The sequence below is a fragment of the Gordonia sp. WA4-43 genome, assembly GCF_020520305.1.
GTDB classification, from domain to species: domain Bacteria; phylum Actinomycetota; class Actinomycetes; order Mycobacteriales; family Mycobacteriaceae; genus Gordonia; species Gordonia hongkongensis.
In genome coordinates, this window is the sequence record NZ_CP084736.1 from 1347025 (window position 1) to 1363964 (window position 16940).

A 16940-nucleotide genomic window follows, 5' to 3' on the forward strand; every position below is an offset into this window, starting at 1 on the left:
GAGGGTCGCTCGGCGAAGACACGAGAGCGCCCCACCGGAGATCCGGTGGGGCGCTCTCGTGGTGCGTGCGCGGCGCCGTGCGGCGTCGGCGTCAGTGCCTGTCGCTCAGTGCTTTTCGGGGCCGACGTGGTACTCGAAGACCAGTCCCGCCGCGGTGCCCATGATGACGACGGCCGCGAAGATCGCCAGCCAGAAGTTGCCGGTCGCGAAACCGACCGCGAACGTCGAGGCGCCGAGCGCGATCAGGATGGGCCACCAGGAGTGCGGGCTGAAGAAGCCCAGCTCCCCGGCGCCGTCCTCGACCTCGGCGTCCTCGTAGTCCTCGGGACGGATCTCGACGCGCCGGGCGACGAACCGGAAGAACGTGCCCGCGATGAGCGTCAGGCCGGCCGCGAAGAACAGGCCGACGACGCCGACCCACTCGATGCCCTTGCTGGTGAACGCGGTGAAGAGGGTGTATGCGACGCCCGTCAGAAAGAAGAAGGCGGTCAGCATCTCGAAGAGGCGTGCCTCGATCTTCATCGTCAGCTCACTTCCTTGGTGCAGTTGGCGAGGGTCGGGTTGTCGGGATCACCGGTGGCACCGACGGAGCCGTCGGTCGCGCGGCGGGTGTCGAACGGCACCGTGGTCACCGCTTCGGGTGCCTGGCAGATCGACGCGAGCGCTTCCGCATTGGTGGCGCTGGGGTTCGCCTCGCGGAACCGGATGTAGCTGTCGAAGTCCTCCGGCGAGACCGCGCGGACCTCGAAGTTCATCATCGAGTGGTACGTACCGCACATCTCGGCACAACGGCCGACGAAGGCGCCGGTCCGGTCGATCGACTTGATCTGGAAGATCGGGTCGGTCGCGTTCTGCTCGGGGAACGGGAAGACGTCGCGCTTGTAGAGGAACTCCGGCACCCAGAACGAGTGGATGACGTCGGCCGAGGCGATGTTGAACTCGATGCGCTTGCCGGTCGGCAGCACCAGGACCGGGATCTCCGACGACGAGCCGACCGTCTCGATCCGGTCGAACTTCAGGTAGTCGCGGATGTCGTCGTCACGACCGCCGGCCGGACCGGGCAGCTCACCGTGCTCGCCGCCCTCGTCGCTGCCGGCGTGCTCGGTCTCGGCGCCGCTGCCGGTCTGGGCCTGGACCTCGAACGGGTTTCCGTTCTGCTCGAAGCCGTTGTAGGTGGTGCCGTCGGAGAACTCGACCTGGTTGTAGCCGAACTTCCAGTTCCACTGGAACGCGGTGACGTCGACGACGACCTTGGAGTCGTTGTTCTTGCCCTCGACGTTGTTCTGCACGATGACCGTGAAGTAGAAGAGCACGGCGATGATGACGAACGGGATCGCCGTGTAGGTGAGCTCCAGCGGCACGTTGTATGCCGTCTGGCGCGGGAACACGCCCTTCTTGGCGTCGTTCGCGCGGTGGAACGTGATCGTCCAGAAGATCAGCGCCCAGACCAGGACACCCATGACCAGCGCCGCGATGACCGACCAGGTCCACAGATCGACCATCTCTTTGCCGTCGGGCGTGACGCCCTCGGGCCAACCGAAACGCATCGCCTCACTGGCGCTGCAACCCGACATCAGCAGTGCGCCGAGGCCGAGAGCGGCGACGAATCCGAGTCGCTTCATCGTCCGCGACGCTGATGAGACACGCCTCGCTCGGGGCCGTCCACCGTGTGCCAATTTCACGCCTTCCTGCTCGCTCACCGGCGCCCTCGCGCCGAGGTGAGTGCATGCCACATGACCTGCACGGGGCAAGGTCTTGCCGTGGACACACAGCAATTCTTGCACCTAGTACTACGCAGCGTAGACCAACCCGCGGAAGCTGTCGGAATCGGGGCGCGATCGGCGTCGTGTCCCCCTCCCTCGGCCCCGCACCGGCGCCCACGGGTCGCGCGCGACAGTCGCGTTCGCTCGCACGGCCCACCGCGCCACATAGGAACTCCGCCCGCCGCTTCAGGCATACTCGGACGCGATCCGGCCCGGCGTCGGAATCGTGCGTGGACTGGCAACTGAACGGAGAGAACGAGACGTGTGTGGTCTGCTCGGCCTGCTGACATCCGACGGAACGGCCGCCGACGTCGTCGAACCGGTGGCGGTGGCCTCGCACTGCATGCGGCATCGTGGACCCGACGAGCCCGGCACGTGGCACGACGACGACATCGTGTTCGGGTTCAATCGCCTCTCGATCATCGACATCGAGCATTCGCATCAGCCGCTGCGCTGGGGCCCGCCCGAGAATCCCGACCGTTACGCGCTGGTGTTCAACGGCGAGATCTACAACTACCTCGAGATCCGCGCCGAGCTGGCGAAGGACGAGGGGGTGCTGTTCCGGACCGAGGGTGACAGCGAAGCGATCGTCGCAGCGTTCCACCACTGGGGCCCCGACGCGGTCAAACGGCTTCGCGGCATGTTCGCCTTCGCGATCTGGGACACCGAGAACCGCTCGCTCTTCCTCGCCCGCGACCCGTTCGGCATCAAGCCGCTGTTCGTGGCGTCGGGCCCGGGCGGGCTGATCTTCGGCAGCGAGAAGAAGAGCCTGCTCGAGCTGATCGAACGCGTCGGGCTGTCGACCGAGCTCGATCCCCGCGCGATCGAGCACTACACCGTGCTGCAGTACGTCCCGGAGCCCGAGACGATCCACGCGTCGATCCGGCGGCTCGAGTCGGGCTGCCACGCGACCGCCACGCCGGGCAGTCCCCTGTCGATCCGGCGATACTTCACCCCGCAGTTCGGTGTTCGCCCGGTCACCGAGGCCACCCGGCAGAAGCGCTACGACGAGATCGCCGACGTCCTCGCCGATTCGGTCGCCAAGCACATGCGCGCCGACGTCACGGTCGGGTCGTTCCTGTCCGGCGGCATCGATTCGACGGCCATCGCGGCGCTCGCGATCCGGCACAACCCCGACCTCATCACCTTCACCACCGGCTTCGAGCGCGAGGGCTACTCGGAGGTCGACGTCGCCGCCGAGTCCGCGGAGGCGATCGGCGCTCGGCATGTCGTGAAGGTCGTCGGGCCGTCGGAGTTCATCGAGTCGATCCCGTCGATCGTCTGGTACCTCGACGATCCGGTCGCCGACCCGGCACTCGTCCCGCTGTACTTCGTGGCCGCCGAGGCGCGCAAGCACGTCAAGGTGGTCCTGTCCGGCGAGGGCGCCGACGAGTTGTTCGGCGGCTACACGATCTACAAGGAACCGCTGTCCCTCGCCGCGTTCGACCGGCTGCCCCGTGCGCTGCGTCGTGCGGCGGGCAAGGTGTCCGAGCGGATTCCGGAGGGGACCCGCGGCAAGAGCCTGCTGCACCGCGGGTCGCTCACGCTCGAGGAGCGCTACTACGGCAACGCCCGCAGCTTCGACGACGCGCGGCTCCGCGCGGTGCTGCGCGACTACCGTCCCGAATGGACCCACACCGACGTCACCGCACCGATCTACGCGATGAGCCAGGGCTGGGACCCGGTGGCCCGGATGCAACATCTGGACCTCTTCACCTGGCTGCGCGGCGACATCCTGGTCAAGGCCGACAAGATCACCATGGCCAACTCCCTCGAGCTGCGGGTGCCGTTCCTCGACCCAGAGGTCTTCGCGATCGCCGAAGGTCTCCCCCATGACGAGAAGATCGCGCACGGCACAACGAAATACGCGTTGCGCAAGGCGCTGGAGCAGATCGTCCCGGCGCACGTCCTGCATCGCAAGAAGCTCGGCTTCCCGGTCCCCATCCGCCACTGGCTGGCCGGCACCGAGATGTTCGACTGGGCGCACGACACGATCACGCATTCGCAGACCGATCACATCTTCGCCAAAGACGCGGTTGTCGCGATGCTCAACGAGCACCGAGAAGGCGTGGTGGACAACAGCCGTCGTCTCTGGACGGTCCTGATGTTCATGGTCTGGCACGGCATCTTCGTCGAGGGCACGATCGTCCCGGAGATCATCGACCACACCTACCCCGTGCGGGTCTGATTCCCCGACAACCGAAGCCGCCCACGAATCCGGGGCGGCTTCGGTGGCGACGGCGTCAGTGCGCGAGCTTGAGACCGATGACCCCGCCGACGATCATCACCAGGAACAGCGCCTTGAGCAGCGAAACCGGTTCCTCACCGGTGGCCATCGCATAGACGACGGTCAGCACCGCGCCGATACCGACCCACACCGCATAGGCGGTCCCGACCGGCAGATCGCGCATCGCATACGCCAGTCCGACCATGCTGGCGACCAGCGCGACCCCGAACACGGCCGTCGGACCCAGCTTGCTGAAACCCTCAGACTTGCCCAGCGCGGTTGCCCACACGGCTTCCAGGACACCGGACACGATCAGAACGATCCACGACATGACGCTCCCTCCGGGCCGTCTTGTCGCACACCGGGTACAGCACCCCTCGTCCGGGAGTCCTCGATCGGGACTCCGTTCCAACGTCTCACGCCGGGGCGGGGGTGGCAACGTCAGACGCGTCACCACCCCGGGGAACCGGACTCAGCCGGCGAACGCCGCCTTGATCTCCGCGGCGGCCTCGGCGCCGTAGGCGCCTTCGATCCGAGCCAGGGCCGAGTCCGGGTCCCATGCCCAGTCCTGTGTCGAGACGGTCTCCAGCACGAGCACCGCGACCATCGACCCGACCTGCGCGGCCCGCTCGAAGTCGAGTCCGCGCGCCAGCGCGGACAGGAACCCGGCGCGGAACCCGTCGCCGACACCGGTGGGGTCGACCTTCTCCGTCTCCGGCACGACGGGGACGTGGATGCGCGTGCCGTCGCGGTCGACGATCTCGACGCCGTCCTTGCCGAGCGTCGTGACGCGCACGCCGACCATCTCCGCGACCTGCGCCTCGGACAATCCGGCCTTCTGACGCAGCAGTCCCCACTCGTACTCGTTGGTGAACAGGTAGGCGGCGCCGTCGATGAGCGTGCGGGTCTGCTCCCCGTCGAGGCGGGCCAGCTGCTGCGACGGGTCCGCCGCGAACGGGATACCGGCGGCCCGGCACTCTTCGGTGTGGCGGATCATCCCGGCCGGATCGTCGGCCCCGATGAGGACGAGGTCGGGCGTCCCGACCTCGGCGATGACCTCGGACAGCACGATCTCGCGGCTCTCGCTCATCGCGCCGGCGTAGAACGTGGCGAGCTGGGCCATCGTCTCGTCGGTGGTGCACATGAACCGGGCGGTGTGGTGGGTCTCCGAGACCCGCACGCCGCGGCAGTCGACCCCGTTGGCTTCGAGCCACTGGCGGTAGTCGTGGAAGTCGGACCCGACCGCGCCGACCAGAACGGGCGCACCGCCGAGCTGACCCATCGCGTAGCAGATGTTGCCGCCGACACCGCCGCGCCGCACGACGAGATCCTCCACGAGGAAGCTGAGGGAGATGTGTTCGAGGTGGTCTCCGAGCAGCTGCTCGGAGAACTTGCCCGGGAACTTCATCAGATGGTCGGTTGCGATGGACCCACACACAACGATTGCCACTGGAGATCTCGACCCTTCGATTGGTTGCCCGACGGATGTACCCAGCAGGTGGTCACCTCACCCGGACAGGTGATGACGCAGACAGGTGTCCACGCTACTCACTCATCGGCAAACGACACCGGCCGCACCCCAAGTGGGATGCGGCCGGTACCGGAAAATTGCTGACGTGTACGGCGTCAGTTGAACGAATCGCCGCAGGCGCAACTGCCGGTGGCGTTCGGGTTGTCGATGGTGAAGCCCTGCTTCTCGATGGTGTCGACGAAGTCGATGGTGGCACCCTGCACGTAGGGGGCGCTCATGCGGTCGACGGCGAGGGTGACGCCACCGAAATCGGTGGTGATGTCGCCGTCGAGAGTGCGGTCGTCGAAGAAGAGCTGGTATCGCAGGCCCGCGCAACCACCCGGCTGTACGGCGATACGCAGCGCGAGGTCGTCGCGGCCCTCCTGGTCGAGCAGCGCTTTGGCCTTCGACGCGGCTGCGTCGCTGAGGATGACGCCGGTGCTCGTGGCTGTGCCCGTTTCGTTCTGCACGGTCATGGATGCTCCTGTAAGTGGTGTGGTCCCGGTGCATCGTGGCCCGATGCCGTGGTTGGGGTGTGCCCTCACGGTCGTTCGGGATTCACCCGCTTGCCGGGAGGTCGACCGGTGTGCCCGTGCGTACAACCGTACTCCTCCCCGTGGTATTCCCGTCCAGTCGGACGGGCGTTTCCGGGAGGTCGGCACCCGATTCGGCGGCACGGCGCGACGCCGAGGTCAGCCCGGACCGTCCGCCGCCCGGAAGTCGGATGCGACCGACGTCGCGAGCGCGACGAGCTGGTTCTCCGCATCGTTCATCGCGACCTCGACCGATCCGGCGATGTCGACGATCGCGTACGCGGCCGCGACACCGGCCGCTCGGATCTCGTCGGGGCCCAGTGCGACCTGCCCCGCGAGGACGATCGTCGGCGCACCCGCGCCCCGGGCGCCGATCGTCGAGGCAGCCTCGTGAAGTGCGGCGACCACCTTGCCCCGGAGCGTCTGGGCGTCGAACTTCCCCTCTCCGGTGACGACGACATCGGCCGCGGCCACCTCGGCCGCCAGCCCGGTCGCCTCCGTGACGACGGTGGCACCGGACACCCGGGTACCGCCGAGCGCGAGCAGCGCCGCACCCAGCCCGCCCGCGGCGCCGGCGCCGGGCTCATCGGCGACATCCCGGCCGGCGAGCGCACTCAACACCTGCGCCCGGTCGGCGAGGCGCGTCTCGAGCAGTTCGACCGTCTCCGGGTCGGCGCCCTTCTGCGGACCGAAGACGGCGGCGGCTCCCGACGGCCCGAGCAGCGGGTTCTCCACATCGGACGCCACCACCAGATCCACACCCCGGAGTCGCTCCCGGGCGCGGTCGCCGCCGCCGAGGGCTGCCACGAGGCCGGCGCCGCCATCGGTGGTCGCACTGCCGCCGAGCCCGATCACGATCCGCTCGGCCCCGCGCGCCAGCGCCGCCGCGACGAGCTCGCCGACTCCGCGGGTATCGGCTGCCGTCGCCGTCCGCGGCGTCGGCGTCCCGCCCAGCTGGTGCAGACCGCATGCCTGGGCGCACTCGATGTATGCGGTCGACGCGTCGTCGAGAAGCCATCGCGCGATGACCCCCGCCCCGAGCGGACCGGACACCGGTTCGGCGATCACGGTCCCGAACCGCGAGGCGAGCACGTCGACGAAGCCGGGTCCGCCATCCGACTGCGGAGCCACGACGAGCTCGTCCCCGCGCCGTGCCGCACGCCATCCCCGGGCGATCGCCCGAGCCGCGACCACTGCGGACATGGTGTCACCGAACGAATCCGGCGCGATCAGGATCCGCACCGGGATCCCGCCGTCGGCCCCGTGGGTGCTCCACCGCGCTTCGCGCCGTTCCCGGTCATGAGCACGGAGTGTAAGTGGCCGAACCCGACCCGGCAGCGCGACATCGACGCAAGGCGGATCGGCGAGCCAGCGCGCGACGCCGCGGATGCCGAGTACGCCGGGTGACCACCCGAAAGCGACGACCACGCGTTTGTCTCGCAACATCGATCACCTAGGCTCTACAGCGTGAAGCTGCCATGGAAGAAGGACGACACCCAGGCGGATTCCGGCGACAGCTCGGTCTCCACCTACACCGCCGACGACGAGTCCGGCACCGACGTCGCGCCCTCCACCAAGGGCAGCAAGTACACCCCGGGCAAGGGTCGTCCGACGCCGTCTCGCCGACAGGCCGAGAACAAGCGACGCGGGCCCGTCGCACCGCCCCCGACGAACCGCGCCGAGGCGCGCGCCCGCAAGAAGGAACTGAAGTCCACGCTCTCCAAAGAGGAGAAGCGCGCACTCTCCGCCGAGCGCCGCGAGAAGCGGCTCCAGCAGCGCGAACGGATGATGGCCGGCGACGAGGCCTACCTGATGCCGCGCGACAAGGGCGCCTCGCGGCGCTACACCCGCGACATCGTCGACGCCCGACGCAACTTCGCCGGGCTGTTCATGCCGTTCGCGATCCTGCTGATCGTGTTGATGTTCCTGGTCCCGCAGGCAGCGGCGCTGACCAACCTGATCCTGGTCGCCTTCGTCGTGCTGATGGCGGCCGACGGTGTGATCCTGGGCCGCATGGTCAACCGGCGGGTCGCCGAACGTTTCCCCGAGTCCAGCGACGGCGGTTTCAAGCTGGGCTGGTACGCGTTCACGCGCGCGATGCAGCTGCGCAAGATGCGCGCCCCCAAGCCGATGGTCTCGCCGGGCGACGAAGTCTGATCGATGACCGATCGCGCAGTGCGCACCCTCGTCCTCGGCGGCGTGCGCTCGGGTAAGTCCGCGCACGGAGAGTCGTTGCTCGACGGCCACCGTCAGATCCGCTACCTGGCCACGGGCCCGCTGACGTCCTCCGACGGGGAGTGGATGGACCGGGTCCGGCTCCATCGCGAACGCCGCGACGACAGGTACACGACGGTCGAGACGACCGATCTCGGCCAGGCCCTGCGCGCCGCGCCCGACATCCCGGCCCTCGTCGACGACCTGGGCAACTGGCTCACCGCGCAGATCGACGCCGTCCACGGATGGACCTCGGGTTCGGAGATCGACCTGGACGGCCGGATCGACGACCTCTGCGATGCCCTGCGCGCGATGTCGGCCGACGTGGTGATCATCAGCCCGGAAGCCGGCCTCTCGCTCGTACCGCCCACCCCCGCCGGACGGGTGTTCCAGGACCTGCTCGGGACCCTCAACGTCCGGGTCGCCGAGGTGTGCGAGCGCGTCGATCTCGTCGTCGCCGGCCGGGTCCTCAACCTCCCCGCCGGAGCACCCGCCGACGAGGCCGGAATCCCGCATTCAACAGCCGGCGCGGACCCGGCGTCGGACGCCCCGGCGTCGGCCACCCCGGTTTCGGACACCTCGGCATCGGACACCCCGACGACGACTCCGCCCGCCTCCGACGACCCCACTCCGACACCGCCGAGCACAGCGGCGGCCGCGGTGGCAACCACTTTCGGCACAGCACCCGAACCTGTTGCGGGCGTGGGTGTCTCGGAACGGCCCCGGCCCGACCCCACGGATGCCGAGGTGTTCGCACCGATCGCGCCTCCGGACGAGGCGGTTGCGCAGGACGCGCGGAAACGGCAGGCGGTACTCACCAAGCCGCCGGGGTCGCTGGGCCGCGTCGAGGAGATCGGCGTCTGGATCGCCGCCTGCCAGGGGCAGTGTCCGCCCGCGCCACTCACCTCCCCCACCGTCGTCGTCTTCGCCGGCGATCACGGTGTCGCACGCGGCGGGGTGTCGGCGTTCCCACCCGAGGTGACCGCGCAGATGGTCGCCAACATCGCCGCGGGCGGTGCCGCGGTGAACGTGATTGCAGGCCGTGTCGGCGCCGCGGTGAAGGTCGTCGACATGTCCGTCGACGCCGACACCCCGCCGGAACTGTCGCGGTACAAGGTCCGTCGCAGCAGCGAAGACCTCCGCACCACCGACACCATCAGCCTCGCCGAGGCACGCGAGGCGCTGGCCGCCGGCCGCGCCATCGCCGACGACCTCGTCGACTCGGGCACCGACCTGCTCATCGCCGGCGAGATGGGCATCGGCAACACCACCCCGGCGACCGTCCTCATCGGCGCGCTGACCCGGCGCGAGCCGGTCGAGATCGTCGGCCGCGGCACCGGCGTCGACGACGCCGGATGGATGCGGAAGACGGCCGCGATCCGAGACGGAATGCGTCGCGCGCGCAAGGTCATCCACGACCCCCTCGCGCTGCTCGCCGCCGTCGGCGGCGCCGATCTCGCCGCCACCGTCGGCTTCCTCGCCCAAGCGGCGCTGCGTCGGACGCCGGTCATTCTCGACGGCGTGGTGATCACCGCCGCGGCGATGGTCGCCAACGAACTCGCACCGGGGGCGATGCGCTGGTGGATCGCCGGACACCGGTCGGTCGAACCCGCCCATCAGATCGCCCTGGACCACCTCGATCTCGTTCCGGTGCTGGACCTCTCGATGCGCCTGGGCGAAGGCAGCGGTGCCGTCCTGGCACTGCCGATCGTGCAATCCGCCGCCGACCTGCTCGGCTCGATGGCCACGTTCGACGAGGCGGGGGTGTCCGACCGGGAGGATGAGCACGCCAGCGTCGAGACGACCTGACGCCGAACCGATCCGAGATGATCTCGCCGATCCGGGCGCTGCGAACCGCGTTCAGCTGGCTCACGGTGGTACCCGTCGGTGGTCACGCAGGCGCTTCCGCACCCGACCGGGAGCTGGGAGCGGCGGTCATGGCGTCGGTCCCGGCGATCGGCGCCGCCCTGGGCGCGGCGTCGGCGGGACTGGCTTTTGGGCTCGCGCAGACCGACCTCCCGGCGCTCACGGCGGGCGTGCTGATCGTCGTGCTGCTCGGCGTCGCCACCCGGGGCATGCACCTCGACGGGCTCGCCGACACCGCGGACGGACTCGGGTGTTACGGGACGCCCGATCGTGTCACCGAGGTCATGCGCAGCGGCACCGTCGGACCGTTCGGCGTCGCGACGCTGGTCCTCACGCTGGCCGTGCAGTCGACCGGGTTCGCCGCGCTCGCGAACGGGTCTCGTTGGTACGACCTCGCTTTCGCGATCGCACTCGGGCGGTTCGGCGCAGTCGTCGGCACCCGGCGGTCCCTGGAACCGGCCCACCACAACGGTTTCGGCGCCCTGGTCGCGGGGACCCAGCGCACCTCGGTCGCCGCGTGGTTCGTGGTGGCCCTGCTCGCAACCGTGCCGCTCGGACTGTCCGCCAACGGATTCGACGGCGGCCACGTCGAGGTGGCCGCCGTCGTCCGGGGGTGTGCGATCGTGCTGGCCGTGACCGCCTTCGCGTGGTGGTTCACGAGGCACTGCGCTCGCCGGATGGGTGGGATGACCGGCGACGTGCTGGGCGCGACCATCGAACTCGGGGTCGCGATCGGCGTCGTCGGCCTCCTGCTCTGAGGCGTCGTGGCGCCGCTCAGCGGCGGTAGAGCTCCGTCATCCACCCGTGGGTGTCGGCGAAGGTCCCGCGCTGGATGCCGGTCAGGGTGTCACGCAACGCCTGCGTCACCTCACCGGTCTCACCGTTGTTGATGGTGTAGTCCTCGCCCTCACCCTTGACCCGGCCGACCGGGGTGATGACCGCGGCGGTGCCACAGGCGAACACCTCGGTGATGTCGCCCGACGCCACGCCCTTGCGCAGCTCCTCGGTGGTGATCTTGCGTTCCTCGACCTCGAAGCCGGCATCGGTGGCCAGCGTCAGCAGCGACGAACGGGTGATGCCGGGCAGCAGTGAGCCCGACAACTCGGGGGTCACCAGCCGGGCGTCGGCGCCTGAGCCGAACACGAAGAACAGATTCATGCCGCCCATCTCCTCGATGAAGCGGCGTTCGATCGCGTCGAGCCACACGACCTGGTCGCACCCCTGCTCGGTGGCCTGCCGCTGGGCGAGGAACGCGGCGGCATAGTTGCCACCGCACTTGGCGAATCCGGTGCCGCCCGGTGCCGCGCGGACATACTCGGTGGACAGCCAGACACTCACCGGCTTGATCCCACCGGCGAAGTAGGCGCCCGCCGGCGAGGCGATGACCGAGTAGATGTAGCTGGAGGACGGGGCGTTGACGCCGAGGCTGGCCTGCGACGCGAACATGAACGGCCGGAGGTAGAGCGCCTCTTCGCCGCCGGCGGCGGGCACCCACTCGTTGTCGGCCTCGAGCAGGGCCTTGAGCGAGGCGATGAAATCCTCGACCGGCAGCGCGGGCATCGCGAGCCGCTCCGCGCTGCGCTGGAGACGCGCGGCGTTCGCCTCGGGGCGGAACGCGGCGATCGAACCGTCCGGCTGCCGATAGGCCTTGAGCCCCTCGAACACCTCTTGGCCGTAGTGCAGAACCGTGGCCGCGGGGTCGAGGGCGATCGGACCGTACGGCTTCACCGTGGCGTTGTGCCAACCCACCCCTGCGTCGTAATCGATCATCACCATGTTGTCGGTGAAGTGGCGCCCGAATCCGGGGGCGGACAGGATCTCCGCGCGCCGGCCCTCAGACACCGGGTGCGGATGCTCGGTACGGTTGAACTCCAAGGTCATCACGCCATCGTACCGCCGGGCACAAAAGCATTTCCCGGCCCGGTCGGCTGACCCCCGGGGCTGCGTGGGACGTCGCGCGAGGGCCCGCAGGTCACACGTGCGACGGCACGAACGGCGGGATCACGACCTCGCACGCCAGGTCCCGCCCGCGGACGTCGACGACGACCTCGTCGCCTTTGCGCACCCCGGACGCCGTATCGAGCAGCGCCAGTGCGATGCCCTGTTTGAGGGTGGGCGAGAACGTCCCCGACGTACAGGTGCCGATCTGCTGGTCCTTCCCCGCCAGGCGGACGACGCACCCCGCACGCGGCACCCCGCGGCCGGTCGCCCGCAACCCGTACAGACGACGCGTCGGTCCGGCCTCCTTCTCGGCGAGTAGGGCGTCGCGTCCGAAGAACGACGGCTTGTCCCAGCCGACCGCCCAACTCGACCGCGCCTGCACCGGCGAGATGTCGGGCCCCAGCTCGTGGCCGTGCAGCGCATATCCCATCTCGGTGCGCAGGGTGTCCCGTGCGCCCAGGCCGGCGGGCAACCCGCCGGCCGCCGTGATCGCTTCCAGTAGGACGTCGAACACCGCACCCGCATCGTCCCACCGCGGCACGATCTCGTACCCGCGTTCACCGGTGTATCCGGTGCGGCACACGCGGACCGGTGCCACGCCGTCGGCGGTCGTCAGGTCGGCATCGGCGAACGCCATGTACTCCATGTCGGCGGGCAGTCCGAGCCCGGCCAGGATCTCGGGCGACTTCGGGCCCTGCACCGCGAGCACGGCCAGGTCACGGTGCTGGTCGGTGATCGAGATCCCTTCCGGCGCAATCGCTTGCAGCTGGGCGACCACGGACGCGGTGTTCGCCGCATTGGGCACCAGGAAGACCTCGTCCTCGCCGACGAGGTAGGCGATCAGGTCGTCGACGACACCACCGGAGTCGTTGCAGCACAACGTGTATTGCGCCTTGCCCGGCACGATCTTGCCGAGGTCGTTGGTGAGCGTCGAGTTGACGAAGGCCGCCGCACCTTCGCCGGACACCAGTGCCTTGCCGAGGTGGCTGACGTCGAAGATGCCCACGCTCTCCCGCACCGCGGCGTGCTCGGCGACCGTGCCGGAGTACGACACCGGCATGTTCCAGCCGCCGAACTCGGCGAAGGTGGCCCCCAGTGCGGCATGACGGTCGGCGATCGGCCCGGCGAGGAGTTCACTCATGCCGTCCACGCTATCGGGCGACCCCGCCGGCCGGGCACGGACGCGGCGTTCGTCTGCACGTCTTCCCGCTGAGACTCGGCGCCGCCGGAGCTGTGGCAGAGTTGACCGGGTGAGCAAGAACGACACCGTCGACCGCACGCGCGGCCCCGAACTCGAACTGTCCACCTCGATCGGCAAGGACGACTCCGCCCTGGTCATCGGCCTGATCAGCGCCTCGTCCCCCGACGACGCCGAGAATGCCGACCCCACAGCCGAACCGACCCTCGCCATCGGCGACGGCATCCTCGACGACGCCCAGGCCGCCGCCATCACCGCCGCTCTCACCGCCCTCGGCGCGACCGGGTCCCATGGCGAGGTCACCCGGACCGCGGCTCCGCAGTCGCTGCCCGTCGACATCGTCGTCGCCGTCGGCCTGGGCGATGCCGACAACCTCGACGACGCCGACCAGGTCCGGCAGGCCGCCGGTGTCGTCGCCCGCGAACTGGACGGGCACGAGTCGGTCGCCACCACGCTCTCGGCCGTCGACCTGGCTGCCGCCGCCGAGGGACTGTTCCTCGGCGCCTATCGGTTCGACGAGTTCCGTTCGGACAAGTCGAAGCCCAAGAAGACTCCGCCGCAACGCATCACACTGCTGGTCGAATCGAAGTCCAAGGAGGCCAAGGCCGCTGTGGAGCGCGCGGTCGCCGTGGCCGACTCGGTGGCGATCGCCCGCGACTTCGTCAACACCCCGCCGAGCCACCTGTATCCCGAGGAGTTCGCCGCCCGCGCCCGCACCCTCGGCAGCAAGGCCGGACTCAAGGTCGAGATCCTCGACGACAAGCAGCTGGAGGCGCAGGGTTACGGCGGGATCATCGGCGTCGGCAAGGGCTCGTCCCGGCTGCCGCGCCTCGTCCGGCTGACCCACACCGCGAAGAAGTCGCCGAAGAAGGTCGCGCTCGTCGGCAAGGGCATCACCTTCGACACCGGCGGTATCTCGATCAAACCCGCCGCCAACATGGACGCGATGACCTCGGACATGGGCGGCGCGGCCGCGGTCATCGCGGCGACGATCCTGGCCGCCCGGCTCGATGTCGACGTGACGGTGATCGCCACCGTCCCCATGGCCGAGAACATGCCGTCGTCGACTGCGCAGCGCCCGGGCGACGTGCTCACCCAGTACGGCGGCCGCACGGTCGAGGTCCTCAACACCGACGCCGAGGGACGGCTGATCCTCGCCGATGCCATCGTGCGGGCCTGCGAGGACGATCCCGACTATCTCATCGACACCGCGACCCTGACCGGCGCCCAGATGGTGGCACTCGGCACCCGGACACCGGGCGTCATGGGCACCGACGGGTTCCGCGACCGGGTCGCGGCCCGGTCGGCCGATGTAGGTGAGAACGCCTGGGCGATGCCGCTCCCGGCCGAGCTGCGCGCAGACCTGAAGTCCCGCGTCGCGGACCTGGCGAACGTGACCCCCCACCGCTGGGGCGGGATGCTCGCCGCGGGCATCTTCCTGAAGGAGTTCGTGCCCGAGGACGTGCAGTGGGCCCACATCGACATCGCCGGGCCCGCCTTCAACACCGGCGGCCCCTGGGGTTACACGACGAAGGGCGGTACGGGCGTCCCCGTCCGGACCATCGCGGCCGTGCTCGAGGACATCGCCGCAAACGGCTGAGAACACCTTCGGCGAGCCGCGGCCGAGACCGGTGCCGCGGTCGCCGGAGAATCGTTACCGACGAGTACGAGCCGAACCGAGTCGGCGGCTCACCGTACGGGTAGGGTTGGCCGCGGGGATGAGCGGCTGATCCGCCACTCATCTGCGCGGTCTTCCACCGCCTCCCGACCCCCGTGCCCACGGCGCACACACCACTGGGCATCACCTACAGACCACCACGTCGAGTTCAGGAGTTCACAACGATGGCCTTCTCCGTCCAGATGCCCGCCCTTGGTGAAAGTGTCACCGAGGGGACAGTCACTCGGTGGCTGAAGGAGGAGGGCGACACCGTCGAGGCCGACGAGCCGTTGCTCGAGGTGTCGACCGACAAGGTGGACACCGAGATCCCCGCCCCCACTTCGGGTGTGCTGACCAAGATCATCGCGCAGGAGGACGACGTCGTCGAGGTCGGCGGCGATCTCGCCCTGATCGGCGACGCTGACGAGGCCGGTTCCGACGACTCCGGTTCGGACGATTCCGATTCCGACGCCGCCGGCGGCGACGAGCCGACCGAGGCCGCCCCCGAACCCGAGCCCGAGCAGGCCGCCGAGGAGCCCTCCGTCGACGAGGACGCGCCCGCCGAGAAGCCCACCGCCGACACCGGCTCGGGCTCGGCCGACGGCACCGACGTGCTCATGCCCGAACTCGGCGAGTCGGTCACCGAGGGGACGGTCACCAACTGGCTGAAGGCCGTCGGCGACGAGGTCGCCGCCGACGAACCCCTGCTCGAGGTCTCCACCGACAAGGTCGACACCGAGATCCCCTCGCCGGTCGCCGGCACCCTGCTCGAGATCCTCGCGCAGGAGGACGACGTGATCGAGGTCGGCGGCAAGCTCGCCGTCATCGGTGATGCCTCGGCGGCTCCCTCGAAGAAGAAGCCCGAACCGGAACCCGAACCCGAGCCCGAGCCCGAACCCGAGCCCGAGCAGGAGTCCGCGCCGGAGCCGGAGCCCGAGCAGGCGCCTGCCCCCGAGGAAGAGCAGAAGCCGCAGCCGAAGGCCCAGGAGTCCAAGGCCCCCGAGCCCAAGGCTCAGGCCGCGGAGAAGTCCGACCCGCCGACCGTCGAGTCGACCCCGTACGTGACGCCGCTGGTGCGCAAGCTCGCCGCGGAGAACAACATCGACCTGAACGCCATCAAGGGCACCGGTGTCGGTGGCCGCATCCGCAAGCAGGACGTGCTCGCCGCGGCCGAGGAGGCCAAGGCCCCGGCGCAGGAGTCCGCCCCGGCTGCCAAGCCCGCGGCATCGTCGGCACCGGCCGCGTCGTCGGGCTCGCCGGAGATCCGGCCCGAGCTCGCCGAGCTGCGCGGGACGACGCAGAAGATCAACCGCATCCGTCAGATCACCGCGAAGAAGACCCGCGAGTCGCTGCAGCAGAGCGCACAGCTCACCCAGGTCTTCGAGGTCGACATGACCCGCATCGCCGGACTCCGCAAGGCGGCGAAGGAGAGCTTCAAGGCGTCCGAGGGCGTCAACCTGACGTACCTGCCGTTCATCGCGAAGGCCGTCGTGGAGGCGCTGAAGGCGCATCCCAACGTCAACGCGTCGATCGACGAGGACAAGAAGGAGATCACCTACTACGACAAGGTGCATCTCGGCATCGCCGTCGACACCCCGCAGGGGCTGCTGTCGCCGGTCATCCACAACGCCGACGACCTGTCGATCGCCGGTCTGGCCCGCGCCATCGCCGACATCGCGTCCCGGGCGCGCTCCAACGGCCTCAAGCCCGACGAGCTCGCCGGCGGCACGTTCACCATCACCAACATCGGAAGCCAGGGCGCGCTGTTCGACACCCCGATCCTGGTGCCGCCGCAGGCGGCGATGCTGGGCACCGGCGCAATCGTCAAGCGACCGGTCGTCATCACCGGTGAGGACGGTTCGGAGTCGATCGCGGTGCGGTCGATGTCCTACCTGCCGCTGACCTACGATCACCGTCTGATCGACGGCGCCGACGCGGGCCGCTTCCTCACCACGGTGAAGAAGCGTCTCGAAGAGGCCGCCTTCGCCGCGGACCTGGGCCTCTAGCCCAGATCTCCTTCGGACGGCACAC

Annotated in this window: 14 protein-coding genes and 1 riboswitch; of the genes, 6 read left to right on the forward strand and 8 right to left on the reverse strand. The window is 69.5% G+C overall.

Annotation, left to right across the window (positions count from 1 at the left end; translation table 11 throughout):
- Nucleotides 1-105: 105 nt before the first annotated feature.
- Nucleotides 106-522, reverse strand: a complete 417-nt coding sequence (locus LEL84_RS06020) for a cytochrome c oxidase subunit 4 (RefSeq protein ID WP_058253080.1) — start codon at nt 520-522, stop codon at nt 106-108.
- A gap of 2 nt (nt 523-524) precedes the next feature.
- Nucleotides 525-1622 (reverse strand): cytochrome c oxidase subunit II, encoded by a 1098-nt coding sequence (locus LEL84_RS06025; RefSeq protein WP_078112804.1) that lies wholly within the window; start codon nt 1620-1622, stop codon nt 525-527.
- Nucleotides 1623-2025: 403 nt separating this feature from the next.
- Between LEL84_RS06025 and asnB the strand changes: the two genes are divergently transcribed.
- Complete coding sequence (gene asnB / locus LEL84_RS06030; RefSeq protein ID WP_226513558.1) at nt 2026-3951, forward strand: asparagine synthase (glutamine-hydrolyzing); 1926 nt, start codon at nt 2026-2028, stop codon at nt 3949-3951.
- Between the two features lie 55 nt (nt 3952-4006).
- Here asnB and LEL84_RS06035 read toward each other — a convergent pair whose 3' ends face one another.
- The 4 genes from LEL84_RS06035 to LEL84_RS06050 form a co-directional block, all read right to left on the reverse strand.
- The gene (locus LEL84_RS06035) at nt 4007-4321 is read right to left on the reverse strand and encodes a DMT family transporter (RefSeq protein ID WP_068972093.1); all 315 of its coding nucleotides are present in this window, start codon (nt 4319-4321) and stop codon (nt 4007-4009) included.
- 9 nt (nt 4322-4330) lie between these two features.
- Nucleotides 4331-4397, reverse strand: a riboswitch (guanidine-III (ykkC-III) riboswitch).
- 65 nt (nt 4398-4462) lie between these two features.
- Nucleotides 4463-5440: a carbohydrate kinase family protein gene (locus LEL84_RS06040; protein ID WP_189340143.1), complete on the reverse strand. Its 978-nt coding sequence runs from the start codon at nt 5438-5440 to the stop codon at nt 4463-4465.
- A 176-nt stretch (nt 5441-5616) separates the two neighbouring features.
- Nucleotides 5617-5976: a HesB/IscA family protein gene (locus tag LEL84_RS06045; protein ID WP_058253100.1), complete on the reverse strand. Its 360-nt coding sequence runs from the start codon at nt 5974-5976 to the stop codon at nt 5617-5619.
- A gap of 216 nt (nt 5977-6192) precedes the next feature.
- Nucleotides 6193-7275, reverse strand: coding sequence for a glycerate kinase (locus LEL84_RS06050; RefSeq protein ID WP_226514259.1), 1083 nt, complete (start codon nt 7273-7275; stop codon nt 6193-6195).
- A gap of 225 nt (nt 7276-7500) precedes the next feature.
- Between LEL84_RS06050 and LEL84_RS06055 the strand changes: the two genes are divergently transcribed.
- The 3 genes from LEL84_RS06055 to LEL84_RS06065 are packed head-to-tail and all read left to right on the forward strand — an operon-like array spanning nt 7501 to nt 10871.
- Entirely contained in the window at nt 7501-8190 is a 690-nt protein-coding gene (locus LEL84_RS06055; RefSeq protein ID WP_058253102.1) for a DUF3043 domain-containing protein, read from the forward strand.
- 3 nt (nt 8191-8193) lie between these two features.
- Nucleotides 8194-10056 carry a nicotinate-nucleotide--dimethylbenzimidazole phosphoribosyltransferase gene (gene cobT, locus LEL84_RS06060; protein WP_226513559.1) on the forward strand — a complete coding sequence of 621 codons (1863 nt, stop codon included), beginning with the start codon at nt 8194-8196 and terminating at the stop codon, nt 10054-10056.
- A 17-nt stretch (nt 10057-10073) separates the two neighbouring features.
- Nucleotides 10074-10871 (forward strand): adenosylcobinamide-GDP ribazoletransferase, encoded by a 798-nt coding sequence (locus tag LEL84_RS06065; RefSeq protein WP_226513560.1) that lies wholly within the window; start codon nt 10074-10076, stop codon nt 10869-10871.
- A gap of 16 nt (nt 10872-10887) precedes the next feature.
- Here LEL84_RS06065 and LEL84_RS06070 read toward each other — a convergent pair whose 3' ends face one another.
- Complete coding sequence (locus LEL84_RS06070; protein ID WP_058253105.1) at nt 10888-11994, reverse strand: branched-chain amino acid aminotransferase; 1107 nt, start codon at nt 11992-11994, stop codon at nt 10888-10890.
- Between the two features lie 91 nt (nt 11995-12085).
- Nucleotides 12086-13195 (reverse strand): glycine cleavage system aminomethyltransferase GcvT, encoded by a 1110-nt coding sequence (gene gcvT / locus LEL84_RS06075; RefSeq protein ID WP_165629884.1) that lies wholly within the window; start codon nt 13193-13195, stop codon nt 12086-12088.
- Nucleotides 13196-13304: 109 nt separating this feature from the next.
- Between gcvT and LEL84_RS06080 the strand changes: the two genes are divergently transcribed.
- The gene (locus LEL84_RS06080) at nt 13305-14852 is read left to right on the forward strand and encodes a leucyl aminopeptidase (RefSeq protein ID WP_226513561.1); all 1548 of its coding nucleotides are present in this window, start codon (nt 13305-13307) and stop codon (nt 14850-14852) included.
- A 242-nt stretch (nt 14853-15094) separates the two neighbouring features.
- Nucleotides 15095-16915, forward strand: a complete 1821-nt coding sequence (gene sucB, locus LEL84_RS06085; protein ID WP_226513562.1) for a 2-oxoglutarate dehydrogenase, E2 component, dihydrolipoamide succinyltransferase — start codon at nt 15095-15097, stop codon at nt 16913-16915.
- The last annotated feature ends 25 nt before the right edge of the window (nt 16916-16940 follow it).

Excerpts from the sequence above, each read along its gene's own strand:
- LEL84_RS06020 (WP_058253080.1), bottom strand. The coding sequence starts at position 522 with ATGAAGATCGAGGCACGCCTCTTCGAGATGCTGACCGCCTTCTTCTTT.
- sucB (WP_226513562.1), top strand. The coding sequence starts at position 15,095 with ATGGCCTTCTCCGTCCAGATGCCCGCCCTTGGTGAAAGTGTCACCGAG.
- LEL84_RS06035 (WP_068972093.1), bottom strand. The coding sequence starts at position 4,321 with ATGTCGTGGATCGTTCTGATCGTGTCCGGTGTCCTGGAAGCCGTGTGG.
- LEL84_RS06070 (WP_058253105.1), bottom strand. The coding sequence starts at position 11,994 with ATGACCTTGGAGTTCAACCGTACCGAGCATCCGCACCCGGTGTCTGAG.
- LEL84_RS06065 (WP_226513560.1), top strand. The coding sequence starts at position 10,074 with ATGATCTCGCCGATCCGGGCGCTGCGAACCGCGTTCAGCTGGCTCACG.
- cobT (WP_226513559.1), top strand. The coding sequence starts at position 8,194 with ATGACCGATCGCGCAGTGCGCACCCTCGTCCTCGGCGGCGTGCGCTCG.
- LEL84_RS06045 (WP_058253100.1), bottom strand. The coding sequence starts at position 5,976 with ATGACCGTGCAGAACGAAACGGGCACAGCCACGAGCACCGGCGTCATC.
- gcvT (WP_165629884.1), bottom strand. The coding sequence starts at position 13,195 with ATGAGTGAACTCCTCGCCGGGCCGATCGCCGACCGTCATGCCGCACTG.
- LEL84_RS06025 (WP_078112804.1), bottom strand. The coding sequence starts at position 1,622 with ATGAAGCGACTCGGATTCGTCGCCGCTCTCGGCCTCGGCGCACTGCTG.